Origin of the sequence: Bradyrhizobium sp. 26S5 (assembly GCF_036923295.1) — a bacterium.
Taxonomy (GTDB): Bacteria; Pseudomonadota; Alphaproteobacteria; order Rhizobiales; family Xanthobacteraceae; genus Bradyrhizobium; species Bradyrhizobium septentrionale.
In genome coordinates, this window is record NZ_CP145948.1 from 2745416 (window position 1) to 2761128 (window position 15713).

Below are 15713 nucleotides of genomic sequence, written 5' to 3' on the forward strand. Positions count from 1 at the left end.
TCAACGCGGCAACGGGCCCTGCGGCTCGTTCGTGATGCGCTCCCACAGTGCGCGGATCATGTCCTTCATGACCAGCGCGTCCTGCCAGCGGTCGGACAATTCCCTGCCGTCGGGTCCGGTGATGGCGTAGGGCGGGGGACCGAGCTCGCACAGGAAGGTCAGGGTCGCATCGGGGCCGGCACGCTTGCGCCAGGAGCGGATGGCGTAGTCCCACCAGTCCATGAACAGCGACACCCAGCCCCGGTGCTGCGGAAAGCCGAGCGATATCTGGACCTGCTCGCGGCTCGCGATGCGGCCGTGGATGCCCCAGGCATTGTCGAGGATGCGGTGGATCATGCCGTGGTTGACGTCGTCGACCGGCCAGGCGAATTCACGCCCGACCAAATAGTGCGAGAGATCGGCGGTCAGCCGCAGATCGGGAAAGCAGTCGAGCAAATCGAGCGTAAAGAACAGGTCGGTCGTCATGCGGTCGCGGTGGGTCTCGACATGCACGGCAACGCCGGCTTCCGCGGCAAGCCGCCGCCAGCCTTCGAGCAGGGGAATGCAATCGGCGAGCCGGCGCAGACGAATGTCCGGCTGCAGGTTGACATGATCGGCGCCGAGCTGCGCCACCAGCTCGAGCACCCGTTTCAGGTCGTCGACGCCCTTCGGATAGCATTGCGCCTGCCAGATCATGCCGTGCGCGCGAAGGAAGCCCGTCACCTCGCGGGCGAAGGCGGGATCGATGAAGCGCACGCCGGCGCCGTCAAACCCGGCATCGCGGATCATCGCGAGCTGGGTTTGCAGCGGCCATTCGCCCTCATCGGCCAGCCGTCGCTCCATCGCCCAGAGCGACTGCAGGACACGCAGTTGCTGCGCCACCGATCAGGCTCGCGCGGGGAGCGCCGCGGGCAGCTCGGCTTGTTCGCTCGCGTCGGCGGCAATGTTCTCCTGATAGGTCTCGGGCCCGATCCAGATCGCAACCACCGTGCAGGCCGACAGGAACATCGCGTAGCAGGCGACCGGCCACCAGGTGCCGTAGGCAGCCACCAGCGCGGTGGCGACGAACGGTGCCGGGCCGCCCGACAGCAGCGAACCGAGCTCGCGCGCGAAGGCGAAGCCGGCGAAGCGGCGTTGCGGCGGGAACAGTTCGGCGAAATACGCCGCCTGCGGCCCGAACATCGCCGCCGTCACCACGGCGCGCCAGGATGAAGGCGAGCGCAATCATGATCCACTGCTTGGTGCCGACCATCCAGAAGAACGGGAAGGCGAGCGCGACGCCGGCCAGCGCGCCGAACATGTAGACCGGCCGCCGTCCGATCCGGTCCGACAAGGCCGCAAAGCCGAGGATCGCAAACAGCTCGACAGTGAAGGCCAGCATCAAGGCGCTGAGCGCATCGGCTTTCGGCACGCCCAGCGTGGTGATGACGTAGCTCAGCCCAAACACCGGGAAGAAATAGCCGAGCCCGTTCTCGGCCATGCGGGCGCCGAGCACGACGAAGAAGTTGCGCGGATGCCGGCGCAGCGCCTCCATCGCCGGATTGCTCTCGACCTTGCCGCGCGCGACCACCGCCTCGGTATAGACCGGCGTCTCGGTGATCCGCATGCGGACGAAGATGCCGACGACGATCAAGAGGAAGCTCGCCAGGAAGGGCAGGCGCCAGCCCCAGCTCATCAGGTCCTCGCGCGGCAGCATCGTCACCAGCGCGAAGGCGGCGGCGGCGAGCAGATTGCCGACGGAGACGCCGAGTGGCGCGAAGCCGCCCCAGAAGCCGCGATGCTTCGGCGGCGCGTTCTCGACCAGGTAGATCACCGCACCACCATACTCGGCGCCGGCGCCAAGACCCTGGATGACGCGCATCGCGACCAGCAGGATCGGCGCCCAGACGCCGATCTGCGCATAGGTCGGCAGGAGGCCGATCGCGGTGGTGCCGATGCCGATCATCAGGAGCGTCGCGACCAGCACCGGCTTGCGGCCATAGCGATCGCCGAGGATGCCGAACACCAGGCCGCCGAACGGCCGCACCACGAAGCCGACGCCGAAGGTCAGGAACGACAGCAGCGTACCGACGACCGGATCGCTCTTCGGAAAGAACAGCTCGCCAAACACCAGCGCGGCCGCGGTACCGTAGAGGAAGAAGTCGTACCATTCGAGCGCGGAGCCGATGCTTGCGGCCAGGATCACACGCAGGCGCGATGTGCTGGCACCCTCTCTTGCCATCTTGGTCATTCGTTTCCCCGTTATGTCTGTTTTTATGGTCGTTTTGATCGAGCGCGGTCGCGTGGTTCCGGATCATGCCCGTGAAAGCAGCAATGCCCGCGGCTTGGCCCGCGGGCATTGTCGTCGGTCTTAAGCGGCGCGCGTGAAGTAGGATTTCTTCGCCGCCGACTGGGTCTCGTAGATCGATCCCTGCCGTTTGGCCGGCGGCAGCGGCATCCGCACCGGCACGTCGGTGAGCCGCGGTGCGACCACCGGAGGACCGGCCAGCAGGCGGCTGTTGAACTCGTCAAAATCCTTCACGCCCATCAGCGGCCAAGCGTCGCTCGCGGCCACTTCATAGAGCAGGAGGTTGCGCGGCCGGTCCGATGTGTTGGTCGCCGAGCCGTGCAGCGCGCGCACATGGTGGAACGACATGCTGCCGGCCTTGCCCATGCAGGGCATCGCGCGCTTGATGTCGCCCTCGATCTGGTCCGGATCGATCAGGCCCGCGAAGTGGCCGTCCTCGCCGTGGTGATCCCACATCGTGCTGCCGGTGTGCGATCCCGGCGTCACCAGCATCGGGCCGTTCTCGATATCACAATCGTCGAGCAGCACGCCGATCGCAAGGATGTCGTCATTGGTGTGCGGATAGAACGCCCAGTCCTGATGCCACTCGACCGGCGAGCCGTATTGCGCCGACTTCATGTTGAGCTTTGAGCCGTGCAGGCGAAGTCCGGGGCCGATCAGTCTGGTCAGGATCGAGATCACGGCGGGGCTGCGGATGATCTCGTCGAAGATCGGGTGCACCTTGTGCGGCGCCTTGATGCGGCGGACGCGCGGGGTCTCCGGCGTATGGCCCGGCTCGAGGTCGTAGACGTCGGTATGCTCGCTCACATTTGCGGCGCCGGCCACCAGCTCTGCGAGCACCGTGCGCACTTTGGCGAGGGTCTCCTGGTTGAGCACCTCGGGGACCACGATCACCCCGTCGCGCTTGTAGGCTTCGGCCTGCTCGTCCGAAATCATGCTGTTTCTCCGATTTTGTTCCATGTTAGCGCTAACATGAGGTGATGCTAGCGCTAACATAATGGCTTGGCAATCCGGAATCGTGCAGGGTCGGTCCATGAGCTCCGATGTGACTGCCCCCCGGACTGGCCCAGCGGACGCCGCGCCCACCCTCTCGGAGGTGGCCAAGCGTGTCGGCGTCTCCTCGATCACGGTGAGCCGGGTGGTGCGGATGCCCGACCTGGTCGCCCCTGAGACCCGGGCGCGGGTCGAACTGGCGATGCGCGACCTCGGCTATGTCCCGAACCTGGTGGCGGGCGCGCTGGCGAGCGCGCGGACCAATTCGGTCGGCGTGCTGGTGCCGACCATCGCCAACTCGATCTTCGCCGACACGGTGCAGGGCCTCTCCGACAAGCTCGAGCCGCTCGGCTTCTCGGTGATCCTGGCGCAGTCGCGCTACGACGCGGTGCGCGAGGACCGCGTGCTGGCGGCGCTGCTGTCACGGCGGCCCGAGGCGATCATCATGGTCGGCTCACCCGCCACGGAGGAGGGCAGCCGCCTGCTGCGCAATGCGCGCATCCCGATCGTCGAGACCTGGGATCTGCCGGCAAACCCGATCGACGCGGTCGCGGGCTTCGACAATTACAAGGCTGGCGTTGCCGTCGCGAAACATCTGGTCGCGCAGGGACGCAAGCAGCTTGCCTTCATCGGCGGCGACGATCCGCGCGGCACCCGCCGCTGGCTTGGCTTCAGGGATGAGGCCCTGGCAAGCGGCCTTGCCGAGCCGCGCCGGCTGATCCTGGACCGCAAGGATTCGGGAAGCGTGGCGGCGCATGCCCGTCTGCCTGGTGTCGATGCGGTGTTTGCCGCCAACGATGCGCATGCGATCGGCTTCATGTCGGGGCTGCGCAAGGCCGGGGTGCTGCGCGAGGGGCCAGCATCGGCGCAGCCGGTCGCCGTGATCGGGCTCGGCGATCTCGAAATAGGTCAGCTGATCTCGCCGACGCTGAGCACGATCAGCGTGCATGGTGATGCGATCGGCCGCACCGCGGCGACGCTGACGCTGGAGCGTGGCGGCGAGCGCCGTATCGATCTCGGCTTCGAGCTGGTACTGCGCGACAGCGGCTAGGGCGTTTTCGAGCGAAGTGGACACGGGTTCGCGTGAAGAAAACGCGTCAAAACAAGAATCTAGAGCTTTGGTTCTGATTCAATCAGAACCGAAGCTCTAACGATGCTGGAGCGGCCTAGCCCTTCTTGTCTGCGGTCCAGCGGTCGATGCCGGCGAACATTGCCGCGACCAGGCACCCCGCGATGATGCCGAAGGTCAGATCCTTGAACACCGTCAGCGCGAAGGTCGTGAGCAGCACCGCGGCGCTGCGTCGATCCCTGATCAGGCGCAGGAATTCTTCCTTCTCTGCCATGTACCAGCACACCACGACCAGGACCGCGGCCAGCGCAGAGAGCGGAATGTAGCTGGCAAGCGGCGCGGCGAGCATCATGAACGACAGCAGAAAGGCCGAATGCATCATGCCGGACAGCGGGCTGCGTGCTCCGGCGCGGATATTGGTCGCGGTGCGCGCGATCGTGCCGGTGACGCTGATGCCGCCGAACAGGGCGGAGGCGATGTTGGCGATGCCCTGCGCCACCAGCTCCATGTTGGAGCGGTGCTTGCGGCCGGTCATGCTGTCGGCGACCTTTGCCGAGAGCAGGCTCTCGACGCCGCCGAGCAGCGTGAAGGAGAGCGACGCCGGCAGGATTTGCAGCAGCAGCGCCCACGAGAACTCCGGCATATGCGGCACCGGCAGGCCGCGCGGGATTTCACCGAACCGGCTGCCGATGGTTTCGACCGGCAGATGCAGCAGCAGGACCGCAATCGACGCGAGCACGATTGCGATCAGCATCGCCGGCCAGGTTGGCTTCACCGCGCGCAGCACGAAGATCACGGCCGCCGAGCCGGCGCCGATCGCGAGCGCGGACCAGCTCAAGGTCGGAAGCGCGTGGCTGAGCGCTGCGAGCTTCGGCAGAAGCGGCCCGGGCTCGGCACCGGCAAGCGTCAGCCCGCCCAGATCGCGCAGCTGGCTCGCCAGAATGGTGACCGCGATTCCGCAGGTGAAGCCGACCGTGACGGGGTGCGGGATGTAGCGGATCAGCGATCCAAGTCCCGAGGCGCCGATCAGGGTCAACATCAGGCCGGACACCAGCACGGTAAGCATGAGGCCCTCGACGCCGAACTGCGCGGCCGTTGCGGCGACGAGGACGATGAAGGCACCGGCCGGTCCGCCGATCTGAAAGCGGCTGCCGCCCAGCGCGGAGACCAAAAAGCCGCCGACGATGGCGGTGAACAGCCCGCGCTCCGGCGTCACGCCCGAAGCCACCGCGATCGCCATCGAGAGCGGCAATGCCACCACCGCCACCGTCAGTCCGGCCATCACATCATGCCGGAAGGCCGCAACGCCGTACCCTTCGGTCAGCGTGGTGACGAGCTTGGGACGATAGAGATGTGCCGTGGAGGAGCCGTCAGGCATGGGGATGACCGCAGGGAAGGGGATGAAGGAAATTGGCTGAGCGGGAGCGGGCAGTTGCGTTCATTCGGCAATCTTCCGGTAGATCGCCGCGGCGCGGCGCAGCAGCTGGCTCTTGCGTTTGCGTTCGTGCACGCGCTGGTGCCTGGCCTTGCGTTCGTCGGCGCCCTGATCCAGTGCATCGGCACTTTCGAACAGCTTGCGGCGCACCTCGTCATCGTTCAGTTCGCCGAGCAGCTGCTGTCCCTTGCGCAGATGCTTCAGCACGTTGCGCCACGATGCATAGACATCGGCAGGCAATCCGCCTTCCGAGAACTCGATGGCGTAACGCAGCCGCTTGCTGGCGAGCCGGACGCGGTGGCGCTTGTTCTTGCCCATGCCTTGCAGCCCGCGGCTCTTGTGACACAGCTTGCCATGCCATCGCGCCAGCCGTCGCGCGTGAAAGACCGAGACCGGCACGGCGCGCCGCTGCGCCGCGCGGGGATCCTGCCGCGTGGTCCAGGGGCCGCTGCCGACCCAGTCCCACATGCCGTCGAACCACTGCCAGTACCGGTCGCTTTGCAGCGCCTCCCTGAGGGCTTCGAACGCATCGGTTCGTGCCGTCATCAGCATGCGCTCTTCGGGCAAGCCCTTGCTGTTCTCGATCGCGACGTCGAGATCGCGCGTGGCGCCGAGATAGGCGCTGAGCCATTTCAGTTCGGATTTCAGTCGCGTCCATTCGCTGTCCGCCACCATCGGGCCGTAGAAGGCGATCGCGGCCTTCAGCCGCGTCAGCGCAATACGGGTCTGATGGAGGGCCGTGGGATCGCCGGAGCTCAAGGCCTCGTGGTTGGTCGCGACTTCCTCGAGGCATTCGGACAGGATCAGGCGAAACGCGGTCTCACAACGCATGGCTTCGCTGAGATGCCGCGGCCGCTTCGGGCGGACAACGCGCTCCCTGGCCGGACTTGCCGCTAACGTCATGACACTCTCGTGACCCCGCCGGAACCGCGAGGCAACGGGCGGCTCCCGGACGGAAAGATTTCCCGTTTGATCGATCGCGATCAAGGGTTTTCTGCTGAACCGCAGCGCAACGATCCGGCGACGCGATCAAAATGTCGCAATACGCCCGGTGGAAGGCGCCCGTTCCGGCCGGTATGCTGCGCGCGCTGTGCTGGAGGGCGAAAATTCGCCAGATATTTCGCGCACGAAGTATCTTGATATTTCGCATGCGAAATATATAACGACGGCATGAAAGCGGAACACCGGCTGATCTTTCTTCTGACCGTGGCCTATCGGCGGTTGCAGCGCGCCATCGACCAGGAGACGGCCGCGCACGATCTGACGTCGGCCCAGGCCGGCGTGCTGTTCTTTCTCGGGCGTAATGACGGCGCGCTGATCGGCGACGTTTCGCAGGCGCTCGACATCGTGCCGTCGGCGATGACTGGGCTCGCCGACCGGATGGAACGCGCCGGCTTCGTGAAGCGCCGGCGCGACGGCGAGGATGGGCGCAGCCAGCGGCTGTATCTGACCGTGGCGGGGCAGGAACTCGGCAAGCGCGCCGCGACCCGGACCAGGGTGATCAACAACCGCCTGATGGACGGATTTTCGGAAGCGGAAATCGACGTGGTGTCGCGCTGGCTAACCAGCCTGCAGGAGAAATTTCCGAAGGACAAAGACGGCTAGGGCGTTTTCAAGCGAAGTGGGTACCGGTTCGCGTGAAGAAAACGCGTCAAACAAGAAGCAAGCAACAGGAGTGAGGCATGAGTGAAGTGGTCGTAGCGCTGGACAATGGCGTTCTCACCGTGACGATGGCGCGTCCGGACAAGAAGAACGCGATCACCAACGCGATGTATGGCGCGATGGCGGACGCGCTCGAGCGCGCGGAAGGCGACTCCTCGATCCGCGCCGTGCTGTTGCAGGGCGACGGCGACAGCTTTACCGCGGGCAACGATCTCGCCGATTTCGCCGCGGTGTCGCGTGGCGTACAGGGCGAGCGTCACGTGACGCGCTTCCTTGCCGGCCTCGCCAGGGCGACGCGGCCGCTGGTTGCCGCCGTGCAGGGCAATGCGGTCGGCGTCGGTACCACCATGCTGCTGCATTGCGACCTCGTTTACCTCGCGCCGACCGCGCGGCTGATCACGCCGTTCGTCAACCTCGCGCTGGTGCCGGAGGCGGCGTCGACCTATCTGCTGCCTCAGCGGATCGGCTACGCACGGGCCTATGCGATGTTCGCGCTCGGCGAGCCGCTCGAGGCGGAGACGGCTGTTGCGATCGGCCTTGCCAATGCGGTCGTGCCGCTCGAAGATCTCCGCGCCAAGGCCCGCGCGGCGGCCGACGCACTGGCGAAGCGGCCGTTCGGCTCGCTCCAGCACACCAAGGCGCTGATGCGCGACCCCGCCAGGATCAGCGCGCAAATGGCGCGCGAGGGCGAGATCTTCCAGGAACGGCTGATGAGCGCGGAGGCGCGCGAGGCGTTTGCCGCCTTTGCCGAGCGCCGCCAGCCTGATTTCTCCAAGATCGCTGGCTAGCCCAGAGCTTGGGGCCGCCCCGCATGGACGGCCCCATCGCTTCGGGGTTGACGGCTTCGCCGCCATCGCACATCTCGTGTCACAGCACAGCGCAACCCGGCGAGGCGAGCATGAGCGACAGTCATACGTTGCGCGGCGACAAGATCGCCGCGACCATTTCGGCACAGGGCGCCGAACTGTCGTCGCTCAGCAATGCCGAAGGGACCGAACTACTGTGGCAGGCCGGCCCGCAATGGCCGCGCCACGCGCCGATCCTGTTCCCGATCGTCGGCCGATTGAAGAACGACACGCTGCGCCACAACGGCAAGACCTATCCGATGACGCAGCACGGCTTTGCGCGGGACCGCCGCTTTGCCTGGGTGGAACAGGGACCGCGATCCTGCAAGCTCGCGCTGACCGACGATGCCGACACACGTGCACGCTATCCCTTCGCCTTCAGGCTCGAGGTCACCTACACCGTTGATGGCGCCGATCTCGACGTCGCGTTCGACATCATCAACACCGGCGCCGAGATGCTGCCGGCCTCGCTCGGCGGTCATCCCGCTTTCAATTGGCCGCTGGTGCCGGGGCTGCCGAAGGAGGCTTACACGCTGACCTTCGGCAAGACTGAACCCGCGCCGATCCGGCGGTTGAAGGATGGATTGATGCGGCGGCAGCCTGAACCCAATCCGGTCAAGGGCAGAACGCTTGCGCTGTCGGAGGATCTGTTCGATGACGACGCGATGGTCTTCGATCAGGTCGCAAGTACATCGATCCTCTTCACAGCGACACTAGGCCCGGCAGCAGCCACGCAAGGCGCGGCGATCGAAATGTCCTGGCGCGGCTTTCGCGAACTCGGCATCTGGTCGAAGCCTGGCGGCGCGCCGTTCCTCTGCATCGAGCCGTGGCACGGCTTTGCCAGCCCCGCGGATTTCGACGGCGAGTTCGCGGACAAGCCGGGCCTGATGCAGATTGCTCCGGGCGCGCGTCAGTCGCTGAGCTGTCGCATTCGGGTCAGCTGACGGCCTGCTCTCGCGATCAGCTCAATGCGCGCGGGGGCCGAGCGCGCTCGTGAGCGCGCCGACCGACGGCGGATTTTCGTGAGCCCAAGCCTCGTGCGCGGCGAGATCGCGGTAATGCTCGGCCATGCGCAGCAACCGGTCGCGGATGCCGGTATCTTCCTCGCCCTTGGCCTGATCGGCCAGCTGCGCGGCGCGTTCGAGAAGCGCTTTCGGATCGATCACGACATGCTCCAAATCCGGTTTCGCCAAGCGGGCAACTGTTACAGCCAAGCACAGTTCCTGCCGTGGTTTGATGACAGCGGCGTTCAGAGCTGGAACAAGCCAAGTCCTTCCAAACCAAGCCCTTCCATGACATCGCGCTTGGTGCGCTCAGTGATCTCGCGCGCCCTCAGGGTTCCGCGCCTGATCACGTCAGCGACGTAGTCGCGATCGGTCGCCAGCTCGGCGCGTCGGGTTCGGATTGGTGCGATCAGGGCTTGCAGAATGTCCTCCAGCCGCCGCTTGATGGTTGCATCGCCGAGTCCGCCGCGTCGATAGCGCGCCTTCAGTTCCTCGACGGCATGATGATCGTCGTCGAATGCGTCGAGATAGGTGAAGACGACATTGCCCTCGACCTTGCCGGGGTCGGCGACGCGCAGGTGATCCGGATCGGTGAACATCGCGCGCACCGCGGACGAGATATCATCGGGCGCGGCCGAAAGCGGAATCGCATTGCCCGCGGATTTGCTCATCTTCGCGCGCCCGTCGACGCCGGGCAGCCGTCCCGCGCGCGGGATGATGGCTTCGGCTTCGGGCAGCAATGGCCCGCCGGCCAGCGCATTGACGCGCCTGACAATCTCGTTGGTCTGCTCGATCAGCGGCGCCTGGTCCTCCCCGACCGGCACGACCGTGGCCCGGAACGCCGTGATATCGGCGGCCTGCGCCACCGGATAGCACAGGAAGCCGGCCGGGATATCGCGTCCGAAGCCGCGGGCGCGAATCTCGTCCTTGATGGTGGGATTGCGTTCCAGCCGCGCCACGGTGACGAGGTTGAGATAGAGCATCGATAGTTCCGCCAACGCCGGTAGCTGCGATTGCAGGCAGATCGAGGTGCGCTCGGGATCGATCCCGACGGCAAGATAGTCCAGCGCGACCTCGATGACGTTGCGGCTGACCTTGCCGATGTCGTGCGCATTGTCGGTCAAAGCCTGCATGTCGGCGAGCAGCAGGAACTGCTGATGCGTGTCCTGAAATTTCAGGCGGCTGCGCAGCGAGCCGGCGTAATGGCCGAGATGCAGCGGCCCGGTGGTGCGGTCGCCGGTGAGGATGATCGGCTTGGTCATGGCTATCTCCATTCGGTTGAATGGGGACACCGCATGCGGGCTGGATGAGATGAAATGAAAAGGCCGCCCCATGCGGCGGCCCCGAAAATGCATGAACGCGTTTCGGCCCGCCTGTCAGTCGGCGAGCCACCAGAAATGGGCGATCAGGATCGAGCGGTTCATGCCACAAGCGGTAGGGCAAAGGCGCGATGCGGTCAAGATGGCGGGCGCCCTAGAGATGAGTTTGGGTTGAACCGTCGTCGCGATGGCGCTGCGCTCCCTCTCCCCGTCCTTACGGGGAGAGGGTTGGGGTGAGGGGCCGCCTCCGCGTATCCGGTGATAGCTGTATTCGCGGAGACTCCCCCTCACCCGGAGCGCATCTAACGATGCGCTCCGACCTCTCCCCGCACGCGGGGCGAGGTGATACCGAGTCCGCGGCTCGATTCAAAAAAGTCACCATGGGCTAGTTGAACGCCATGCCGCCGCTCATCGCAATGGTCTGTCCGGTCATGTAGGGATTGTTGACCAGCAGCATCACCGCCTGCGCGACCTCCTCGGCGGTGCCGAAGCGACCGATCGGGATCCGGCTGACGAGGCCGCTCTGTCCCTTCATCATGTCGGTCTCGATCAGCGACGGCGCGACGGCGTTGACGGTGATGCCTTCCTTGACGAGGCGCGCGGCATAGCCGCGGGTCAGGCCCTCCATCGCCGCCTTGGATGCGTTGTAATGCGGTCCGATGGAGCCTGCGCCGCGCGCAGCACCGGAGGAGATGTTGACGATGCGGCCCCATTGTCGGGTGCGCATCATCGGCAGCACGGCCTGCGTGCAGAGAAACGCCGATTTGAGATTGACCGTGATGGTGCGGTCGAAATCCTCTTCCGTGAGATCGTCGACGCCCCGCACGATGGCGATGCCGGCATTGTTGACGAGGATGTCGACCGGGCCGAGCTCGGATTTGGCGCGCTCGACCAGGCGGGTGACAGCGCCAGCTTCCGAGACGTCGGCGGCGATCGTGACGGCCCGGCCGCCGGCGGCAATGATGCCCTTCGCCAGCGTCTCCGCCTCGGCCGCGCGTTCGCGATAATTGATCGCGACGGCGGCGCCAGCTTCCGCCAGCTGCTTTACGATCGCCGCACCAATGCCGCGCGAGCCGCCGGTCACCAGCGCCACATGTCCGTGCAGACTGTTTGTTGACATCGCCTCACCCTGTTTGACGTGCCCCGGCAGGTTCGCAAACAGGGAGGCGGGGCGCAACGCAACCCTTCTCAAATCTGCGTTGCCGCGGGCCGCATGCGGCGTAAAACCGGCGTTCCCGGCCGGAATCGGCCTTGCGTCCGGCGCGGGGCGGCGGCAATGGTTGGGGCGTCACTCCTTCCAGCCCACCCACGAGAGATCGATGAGCAAACTGATTGTCCGCGCCGGCGAGTTCACCTTTGACGCCCGTTTCGAGGAGCAGCTGGCGCCGAAGACGGTCGCCGCCTTCCGCAAGGCGATGCCGTTCGAGAGCCAGGCGATCCACGTGCGCTGGAGCGGCGAGGGCGTCTGGATGCCGCTCGGCGATCTCGATTTCGGCGTCTCCTACGAGAACCACACCAGCTATCCGGCGCCGGGCCAGATCATCCTCTATCCCGGCGGCATCAGCGAGACCGAGATCCTGCTCGCCTATGGCGGCGTGCACTTCGCCAGCAAGATGGGCCAGCTCGCCGGCAATCATTTCATCACGCTGACCTCGGGGCTGGAAAACCTCACCACCACCTTCGGCAAGACGGTGTTGTGGAAGGGCGCGCAGCAGATCCGCATCGAGGAAATCTGATGTGACCGAGGCCCGCTACCCGCGCGATCTCCGCGGCTACGGCCGCAATCCGCCCGATCCGAAATGGCCCGACGCTGCGCGCGTCGCCGTGCAGTTCGTGGTCAATTTCGAGGAAGGCGGCGAGAACAACATCCTGCATGGTGATCGCGCCTCGGAAGCGTTCCTGTCCGACGTCTTGGGCGCGCAGCCCTGGGTCGGCCAGCGTCACGCCAATATCGAGACCATGTTCGAATATGGCTCGCGCGCTGGCTTCTGGCGGCTGTGGCGGATGTTCACCGAGCGCAAGCTGCCGGCCACGGTGTTCGGCGTCGCGATGGCGCTGAAGCGCAATCCGGATGTGGTTGCGGCGATGCAGGAGGCAGGCTGGGATATCGCCAGCCACAGCCTGCGCTGGGTCGAGCACAAGGACATGTCGGAGGACGAGGAGCGCGCGGAGATCGCGCGCGCCATCGCCGTGCACACCGAGGCGACCGGCGCACGCCCGCTCGGCTGGTACACCGGCCGCTCATCGATCAACACGCTGCGGCTTTTGATGGAGGCCGGCGGCCTGCGCTATCTCTGCGATTCCTATGCCGACGATCTGCCGTACTGGATCAAGTCTGCTGGCACCGAGCCGCATCTCGTGATCCCCTACACGCTCGATGCCAACGACATGCGCTTCATCAACGCGCAGGGCTTTGGCGGCGGCGACGAGTTCTACACCTATCTGAAGGACAGTTTTGACGTGCTCTATGCCGAGGGCGCGACGCGACCGAAGATGATGTCGATCGGCCTGCATTGCCGGGTCGTCGGCCGTCCCGGCCGTGCCGCCGCGCTGATGCGCTTCCTCGATTACATCCAGAGGCACGAGCGGGTCTGGGTGCCGACCCGGCTTGCGATCGCCGAGCACTGGCACGCCAATCTGAAGCATCTCGCCGCGCAGGCGTTCGAGATCGGCTAGCGCAAAATGAAGGCACGTTGAATCGGTCTTGCGGCAAACTGGCTGCACCTCTCCCGCTTGCGGGGGAGGTCGGATTGCATCGGAGATGCAATCCGGGTGGGGGCTCTCTCCACAATGTGACTCGCGGAGAGAGCCCCCACCCCAACCCTCCCCCGCAAGCGGGAGAGGGAGCGCACCGTCATTGTGGCCGGCAGCTCAACTTGACGTCATCATGCTTTAGCGCGCGTCAATGCCCGGCCATGTGGCGGCCGATCTCGGTGAGGTCGGCCTCGCTGGCACTGATATCGTGGACGAAGGCGCCGTGGAACATCACGACCAGCCGGTCCGACAATTCCAGCAGTTCGTCGAGATCTTCGCTGACCAGCAGCACCGCCGCGCCGCGGTTGCGGGCGGCCATGATCTCGGCGTGGATCTGCGCCACCGCCGCGAAGTCGAGCCCGAAGCACGGATTGGCGGCGATCAGCACCTCGACGTCGCCCGAGAGCTCGCGCGCCAGCACCGCGCGCTGCACATTGCCGCCCGACAACGCCGCGATCGGCGTATCAGGCGTGCGGGTCTTGATCTTGTAGCGGTTGATCTTGCGCTCGGCGTCGCTGCGGAACGCCGAGCGGTTCAGCCACCAGCCGCCGCGCGCGAACGGGGCGCGGTCGAATTCACGGAGCGCGATGTTGTCGGCGACGCTCATGCCGCCGACACAGGCGTTCTTCAGCGGCTCCTCCGGCAGCAGCGACATTTTGTGGCGGCGCATCTCCTCGCGGCTCGCCGCGTAACTCTCGCCCTGGACACGGATCACGCCGCTCTCGGCTTCGCGCTGGCCGGCCAGCACCTCGACCAGCTGGCGCTGGCCGTTGCCGGAGACGCCAGCGATGCCGACGATCTCGCCGCTCTTCACGGTCAGCGACACGCCGCGCACGGCGATCGCGCCGGCATCGTCGCGCGCGGTCAGCTTGTCGAGCTCGAGCCGCGGCGCGCCGGTCTCGCCGGTGCGCGGCGGCTGCACCGTCAGCTGCTCGGCGCCGATCATGGTGCGCGCCATCTCGTCGGGCGTCAGGTCGGCGACCCGGCCGGTGCCGGCGAGCTTGCCGCGGCGCAGGATCGTGACGTCGTCGGCAAACGCCATCACCTCGCGGAACTTGTGCGTGATCATCAGGATGGTCAGTTCGCCCGCGACCACCATCGCGCGCAGCATGCCGAGCACTTCGTCGGCTTCACCCGGCGTCAGCACCGAGGTCGGTTCGTCCAGGATCAGGAAGCGGCGCTTCAGATAGAGCTGCTTGAGGATCTCGCACTTCTGCCGCTCGCCGGCAGAGATGTCGGAAACCTTGGCGTCCAGCGGCACCTTGAACGGCATCCGCGCCAAGAAGGCCTCGAGCTCTTTCTTCTCCTTGCGCCAGTCGACGACGGCCGGCACGTCGTCGCGCGCCAGCACCAGGTTCTCCGCAACCGTCATCGCAGGCACCAGCGTGAAGTGCTGGTAGACCATGCCGAGCCCGAGCGCATGCGCATTCTTGGGATTGGCGATGCTCTGCTGGCGGCCACCGACAATGATGTCGCCTTCGGTGGCGTGGTAATAGCCCATGATGCATTTCACGAGCGTGCTTTTCCCGGCGCCGTTCTCGCCGAGCAAGGCGTGGAACGAGCCGGGACGCACCTTGAGCTCGACATTGTCGAGCGCTGTGAAATCGCCGAAGCGCATCGTCATGGCGATGGCGTCGACGCCGAATGCGCCTATAGGTGCGGGCGGCTCGCCGATGATCACGACAGCGCCCCAATCAGGTCGGCGGATTTCGCCACCGCGCCGAACACGCCGCCCTGCATCTTGATCATCTTCAGCGCGTGGTCGTGGTTGCTCCTGTCGGTCGCGCCGCAGCAATCCTCGACCAGTACGCATTCGAAGCCGCGGTCATTGGCCTCGCGCATCGTGGTGTGGACGCAGACGTCGGTGGTGATGCCGGTCAGCACGATGTTCTCGATGCCGCGCAGCCGCAGCATCAGCTCGAGATCGGTGGCGCAGAACGAGCCCTTGCCGGGCTTGTCGATGATCGGTTCGCCCGGCAGCGGCGCGAGATCTGGAATGATGTCCCAGCCGGGCTCGCCGCGCACCAGGATGCGGCCGCAGGGGCCGGGATCGCCGATGCCGGCGCCGATCTGCCGCGAGCGCCAGCGCTTGTTGGCGGGCAGGTCGGCCAGATCAGGCCGGTGGCCCTCGCGGGTGTGGATGATGTGAAAGCCCTGCGCGCGCATCACCGCGAGCAGCCTCTTGATCGGCTCGATCGGCGCCCGGGTCAGCGAAAGATCGTAGCCCATCTTGTCGACATAACCGCCGACGCCGCAGAAATCGGTCTGCATGTCGATGATGATGAGCGCGGTGTTCTGCGGGCGCAGGTCGCCATTGTAGGGCCAGGCGTAGGGCTCGGACTTGATGAAGCGCTCGGACATGGAAT

At 66.0% G+C, this 15713-nt stretch carries 15 protein-coding genes and 1 pseudogene; 6 read left to right on the top strand and 10 right to left on the bottom strand.

The genetic code is table 11. The features are described 5' to 3' along the window. The 3 genes from V5279_RS12815 to V5279_RS12825 form a co-directional block, all read right to left on the bottom strand. Positions 1 to 861 carry a sugar phosphate isomerase/epimerase gene (locus tag V5279_RS12815; protein WP_338697791.1) on the bottom strand — a complete coding sequence of 287 codons (861 nt, stop codon included), beginning with the start codon at positions 859 to 861 and terminating at the stop codon, positions 1 to 3. Next, on the bottom strand, positions 800 to 2209 hold the full coding sequence (locus tag V5279_RS12820) for an MFS transporter (protein ID WP_338697793.1): 1410 nt from the start codon (positions 2207 to 2209) through the stop codon (positions 800 to 802). Before V5279_RS12820 ends, V5279_RS12815 begins: the two co-directional genes overlap by 62 nt. 120 nt (positions 2210 to 2329) lie before the next feature. Further along, positions 2330 to 3202 (bottom strand): phytanoyl-CoA dioxygenase family protein, encoded by an 873-nt coding sequence (locus V5279_RS12825; protein WP_338697795.1) that lies wholly within the window; start codon positions 3200 to 3202, stop codon positions 2330 to 2332. A gap of 109 nt (positions 3203 to 3311) precedes the next feature. Here V5279_RS12825 and V5279_RS12830 point away from each other — a divergent pair, with 109 nt between their 5' ends. After that, positions 3312 to 4310: a LacI family DNA-binding transcriptional regulator gene (locus tag V5279_RS12830; protein ID WP_338697798.1), complete on the top strand. Its 999-nt coding sequence runs from the start codon at positions 3312 to 3314 to the stop codon at positions 4308 to 4310. A gap of 157 nt (positions 4311 to 4467) precedes the next feature. Here V5279_RS12830 and V5279_RS12835 read toward each other — a convergent pair. Then, positions 4468 to 5706: pseudogene (locus V5279_RS12835) on the bottom strand (SulP family inorganic anion transporter); the annotation flags it as partial. 60 nt (positions 5707 to 5766) lie between these two features. Continuing rightward, on the bottom strand, positions 5767 to 6666 hold the full coding sequence (locus V5279_RS12840; RefSeq protein WP_338697800.1) for a CHAD domain-containing protein: 900 nt from the start codon (positions 6664 to 6666) through the stop codon (positions 5767 to 5769). Between the two features lie 267 nt (positions 6667 to 6933). Between V5279_RS12840 and V5279_RS12845 the strand changes: the two genes are divergently transcribed. The 3 genes from V5279_RS12845 to V5279_RS12855 all read left to right on the top strand — a co-directional run bounded on the left by V5279_RS12845 (position 6934) and on the right by V5279_RS12855 (position 9214). Beyond that, positions 6934 to 7368, top strand: a complete 435-nt coding sequence (locus V5279_RS12845; RefSeq protein ID WP_338697802.1) for a MarR family transcriptional regulator — start codon at positions 6934 to 6936, stop codon at positions 7366 to 7368. A gap of 77 nt (positions 7369 to 7445) precedes the next feature. Continuing rightward, positions 7446 to 8213 (top strand): enoyl-CoA hydratase-related protein, encoded by a 768-nt coding sequence (locus tag V5279_RS12850; RefSeq protein ID WP_338697805.1) that lies wholly within the window; start codon positions 7446 to 7448, stop codon positions 8211 to 8213. A 110-nt stretch (positions 8214 to 8323) separates the two neighbouring features. After that, entirely contained in the window at positions 8324 to 9214 is an 891-nt protein-coding gene (locus V5279_RS12855; RefSeq protein ID WP_338697807.1) for an aldose 1-epimerase family protein, read from the top strand. A gap of 21 nt (positions 9215 to 9235) precedes the next feature. Here the strand turns inward: V5279_RS12855 and V5279_RS12860 are convergent, their stop codons facing one another. The 3 genes from V5279_RS12860 to V5279_RS12870 all read right to left on the bottom strand — a co-directional run bounded on the left by V5279_RS12860 (position 9236) and on the right by V5279_RS12870 (position 11713). Beyond that, on the bottom strand, positions 9236 to 9436 hold the full coding sequence (locus tag V5279_RS12860) for a hypothetical protein (protein WP_338697809.1): 201 nt from the start codon (positions 9434 to 9436) through the stop codon (positions 9236 to 9238). An 83-nt stretch (positions 9437 to 9519) separates the two neighbouring features. Beyond that, positions 9520 to 10536, bottom strand: a complete 1017-nt coding sequence (gene trpS, locus V5279_RS12865; RefSeq protein WP_338697811.1) for a tryptophan--tRNA ligase — start codon at positions 10534 to 10536, stop codon at positions 9520 to 9522. A 442-nt stretch (positions 10537 to 10978) separates the two neighbouring features. Next, complete coding sequence (locus tag V5279_RS12870; RefSeq protein ID WP_338697814.1) at positions 10979 to 11713, bottom strand: 3-oxoacyl-ACP reductase family protein; 735 nt, start codon at positions 11711 to 11713, stop codon at positions 10979 to 10981. A 199-nt stretch (positions 11714 to 11912) separates the two neighbouring features. Between V5279_RS12870 and V5279_RS12875 the strand changes: the two genes are divergently transcribed. Together V5279_RS12875 and puuE are read left to right on the top strand one after the other, a co-directional pair. After that, a complete protein-coding gene (locus tag V5279_RS12875; RefSeq protein WP_338697817.1) occupies positions 11913 to 12329 on the top strand; it encodes a DUF3830 family protein in 417 nt (138 codons plus the stop codon). A gap of 1 nt (position 12330) precedes the next feature. Next, positions 12331 to 13269 (top strand): allantoinase PuuE, encoded by a 939-nt coding sequence (puuE, locus tag V5279_RS12880; RefSeq protein ID WP_338697818.1) that lies wholly within the window; start codon positions 12331 to 12333, stop codon positions 13267 to 13269. Between the two features lie 226 nt (positions 13270 to 13495). On the opposite strand, the gene V5279_RS12885 is transcribed toward puuE, so the two are convergent. Both V5279_RS12885 and V5279_RS12890 read right to left on the bottom strand, forming a co-directional pair. Then, positions 13496 to 15028: an ABC transporter ATP-binding protein gene (locus V5279_RS12885; protein ID WP_338697819.1), complete on the bottom strand. Its 1533-nt coding sequence runs from the start codon at positions 15026 to 15028 to the stop codon at positions 13496 to 13498. Next, complete coding sequence (locus V5279_RS12890; RefSeq protein WP_338697820.1) at positions 15025 to 15708, bottom strand: isochorismatase family cysteine hydrolase; 684 nt, start codon at positions 15706 to 15708, stop codon at positions 15025 to 15027. The genes V5279_RS12885 and V5279_RS12890 overlap by 4 nt, the downstream gene beginning before the upstream one ends. Positions 15709 to 15713 lie beyond the last annotated feature (5 nt).

Bases quoted from the DNA above. Each gene is read 5' to 3' on its own strand.
- V5279_RS12825 (WP_338697795.1), bottom strand. From the start codon at position 3,202: ATGATTTCGGACGAGCAGGCCGAAGCCTACAAGCGCGACGGGGTGATC.
- V5279_RS12820 (WP_338697793.1), bottom strand. From the start codon at position 2,209: ATGACCAAGATGGCAAGAGAGGGTGCCAGCACATCGCGCCTGCGTGTG.
- V5279_RS12850 (WP_338697805.1), top strand. From the start codon at position 7,446: ATGAGTGAAGTGGTCGTAGCGCTGGACAATGGCGTTCTCACCGTGACG.
- V5279_RS12890 (WP_338697820.1), bottom strand. From the start codon at position 15,708: ATGTCCGAGCGCTTCATCAAGTCCGAGCCCTACGCCTGGCCCTACAAT.
- V5279_RS12870 (WP_338697814.1), bottom strand. From the start codon at position 11,713: ATGTCAACAAACAGTCTGCACGGACATGTGGCGCTGGTGACCGGCGGC.
- V5279_RS12845 (WP_338697802.1), top strand. From the start codon at position 6,934: ATGAAAGCGGAACACCGGCTGATCTTTCTTCTGACCGTGGCCTATCGG.
- trpS (WP_338697811.1), bottom strand. From the start codon at position 10,536: ATGACCAAGCCGATCATCCTCACCGGCGACCGCACCACCGGGCCGCTG.
- V5279_RS12875 (WP_338697817.1), top strand. From the start codon at position 11,913: ATGAGCAAACTGATTGTCCGCGCCGGCGAGTTCACCTTTGACGCCCGT.
- V5279_RS12855 (WP_338697807.1), top strand. From the start codon at position 8,324: ATGAGCGACAGTCATACGTTGCGCGGCGACAAGATCGCCGCGACCATT.
- V5279_RS12840 (WP_338697800.1), bottom strand. From the start codon at position 6,666: ATGACGTTAGCGGCAAGTCCGGCCAGGGAGCGCGTTGTCCGCCCGAAG.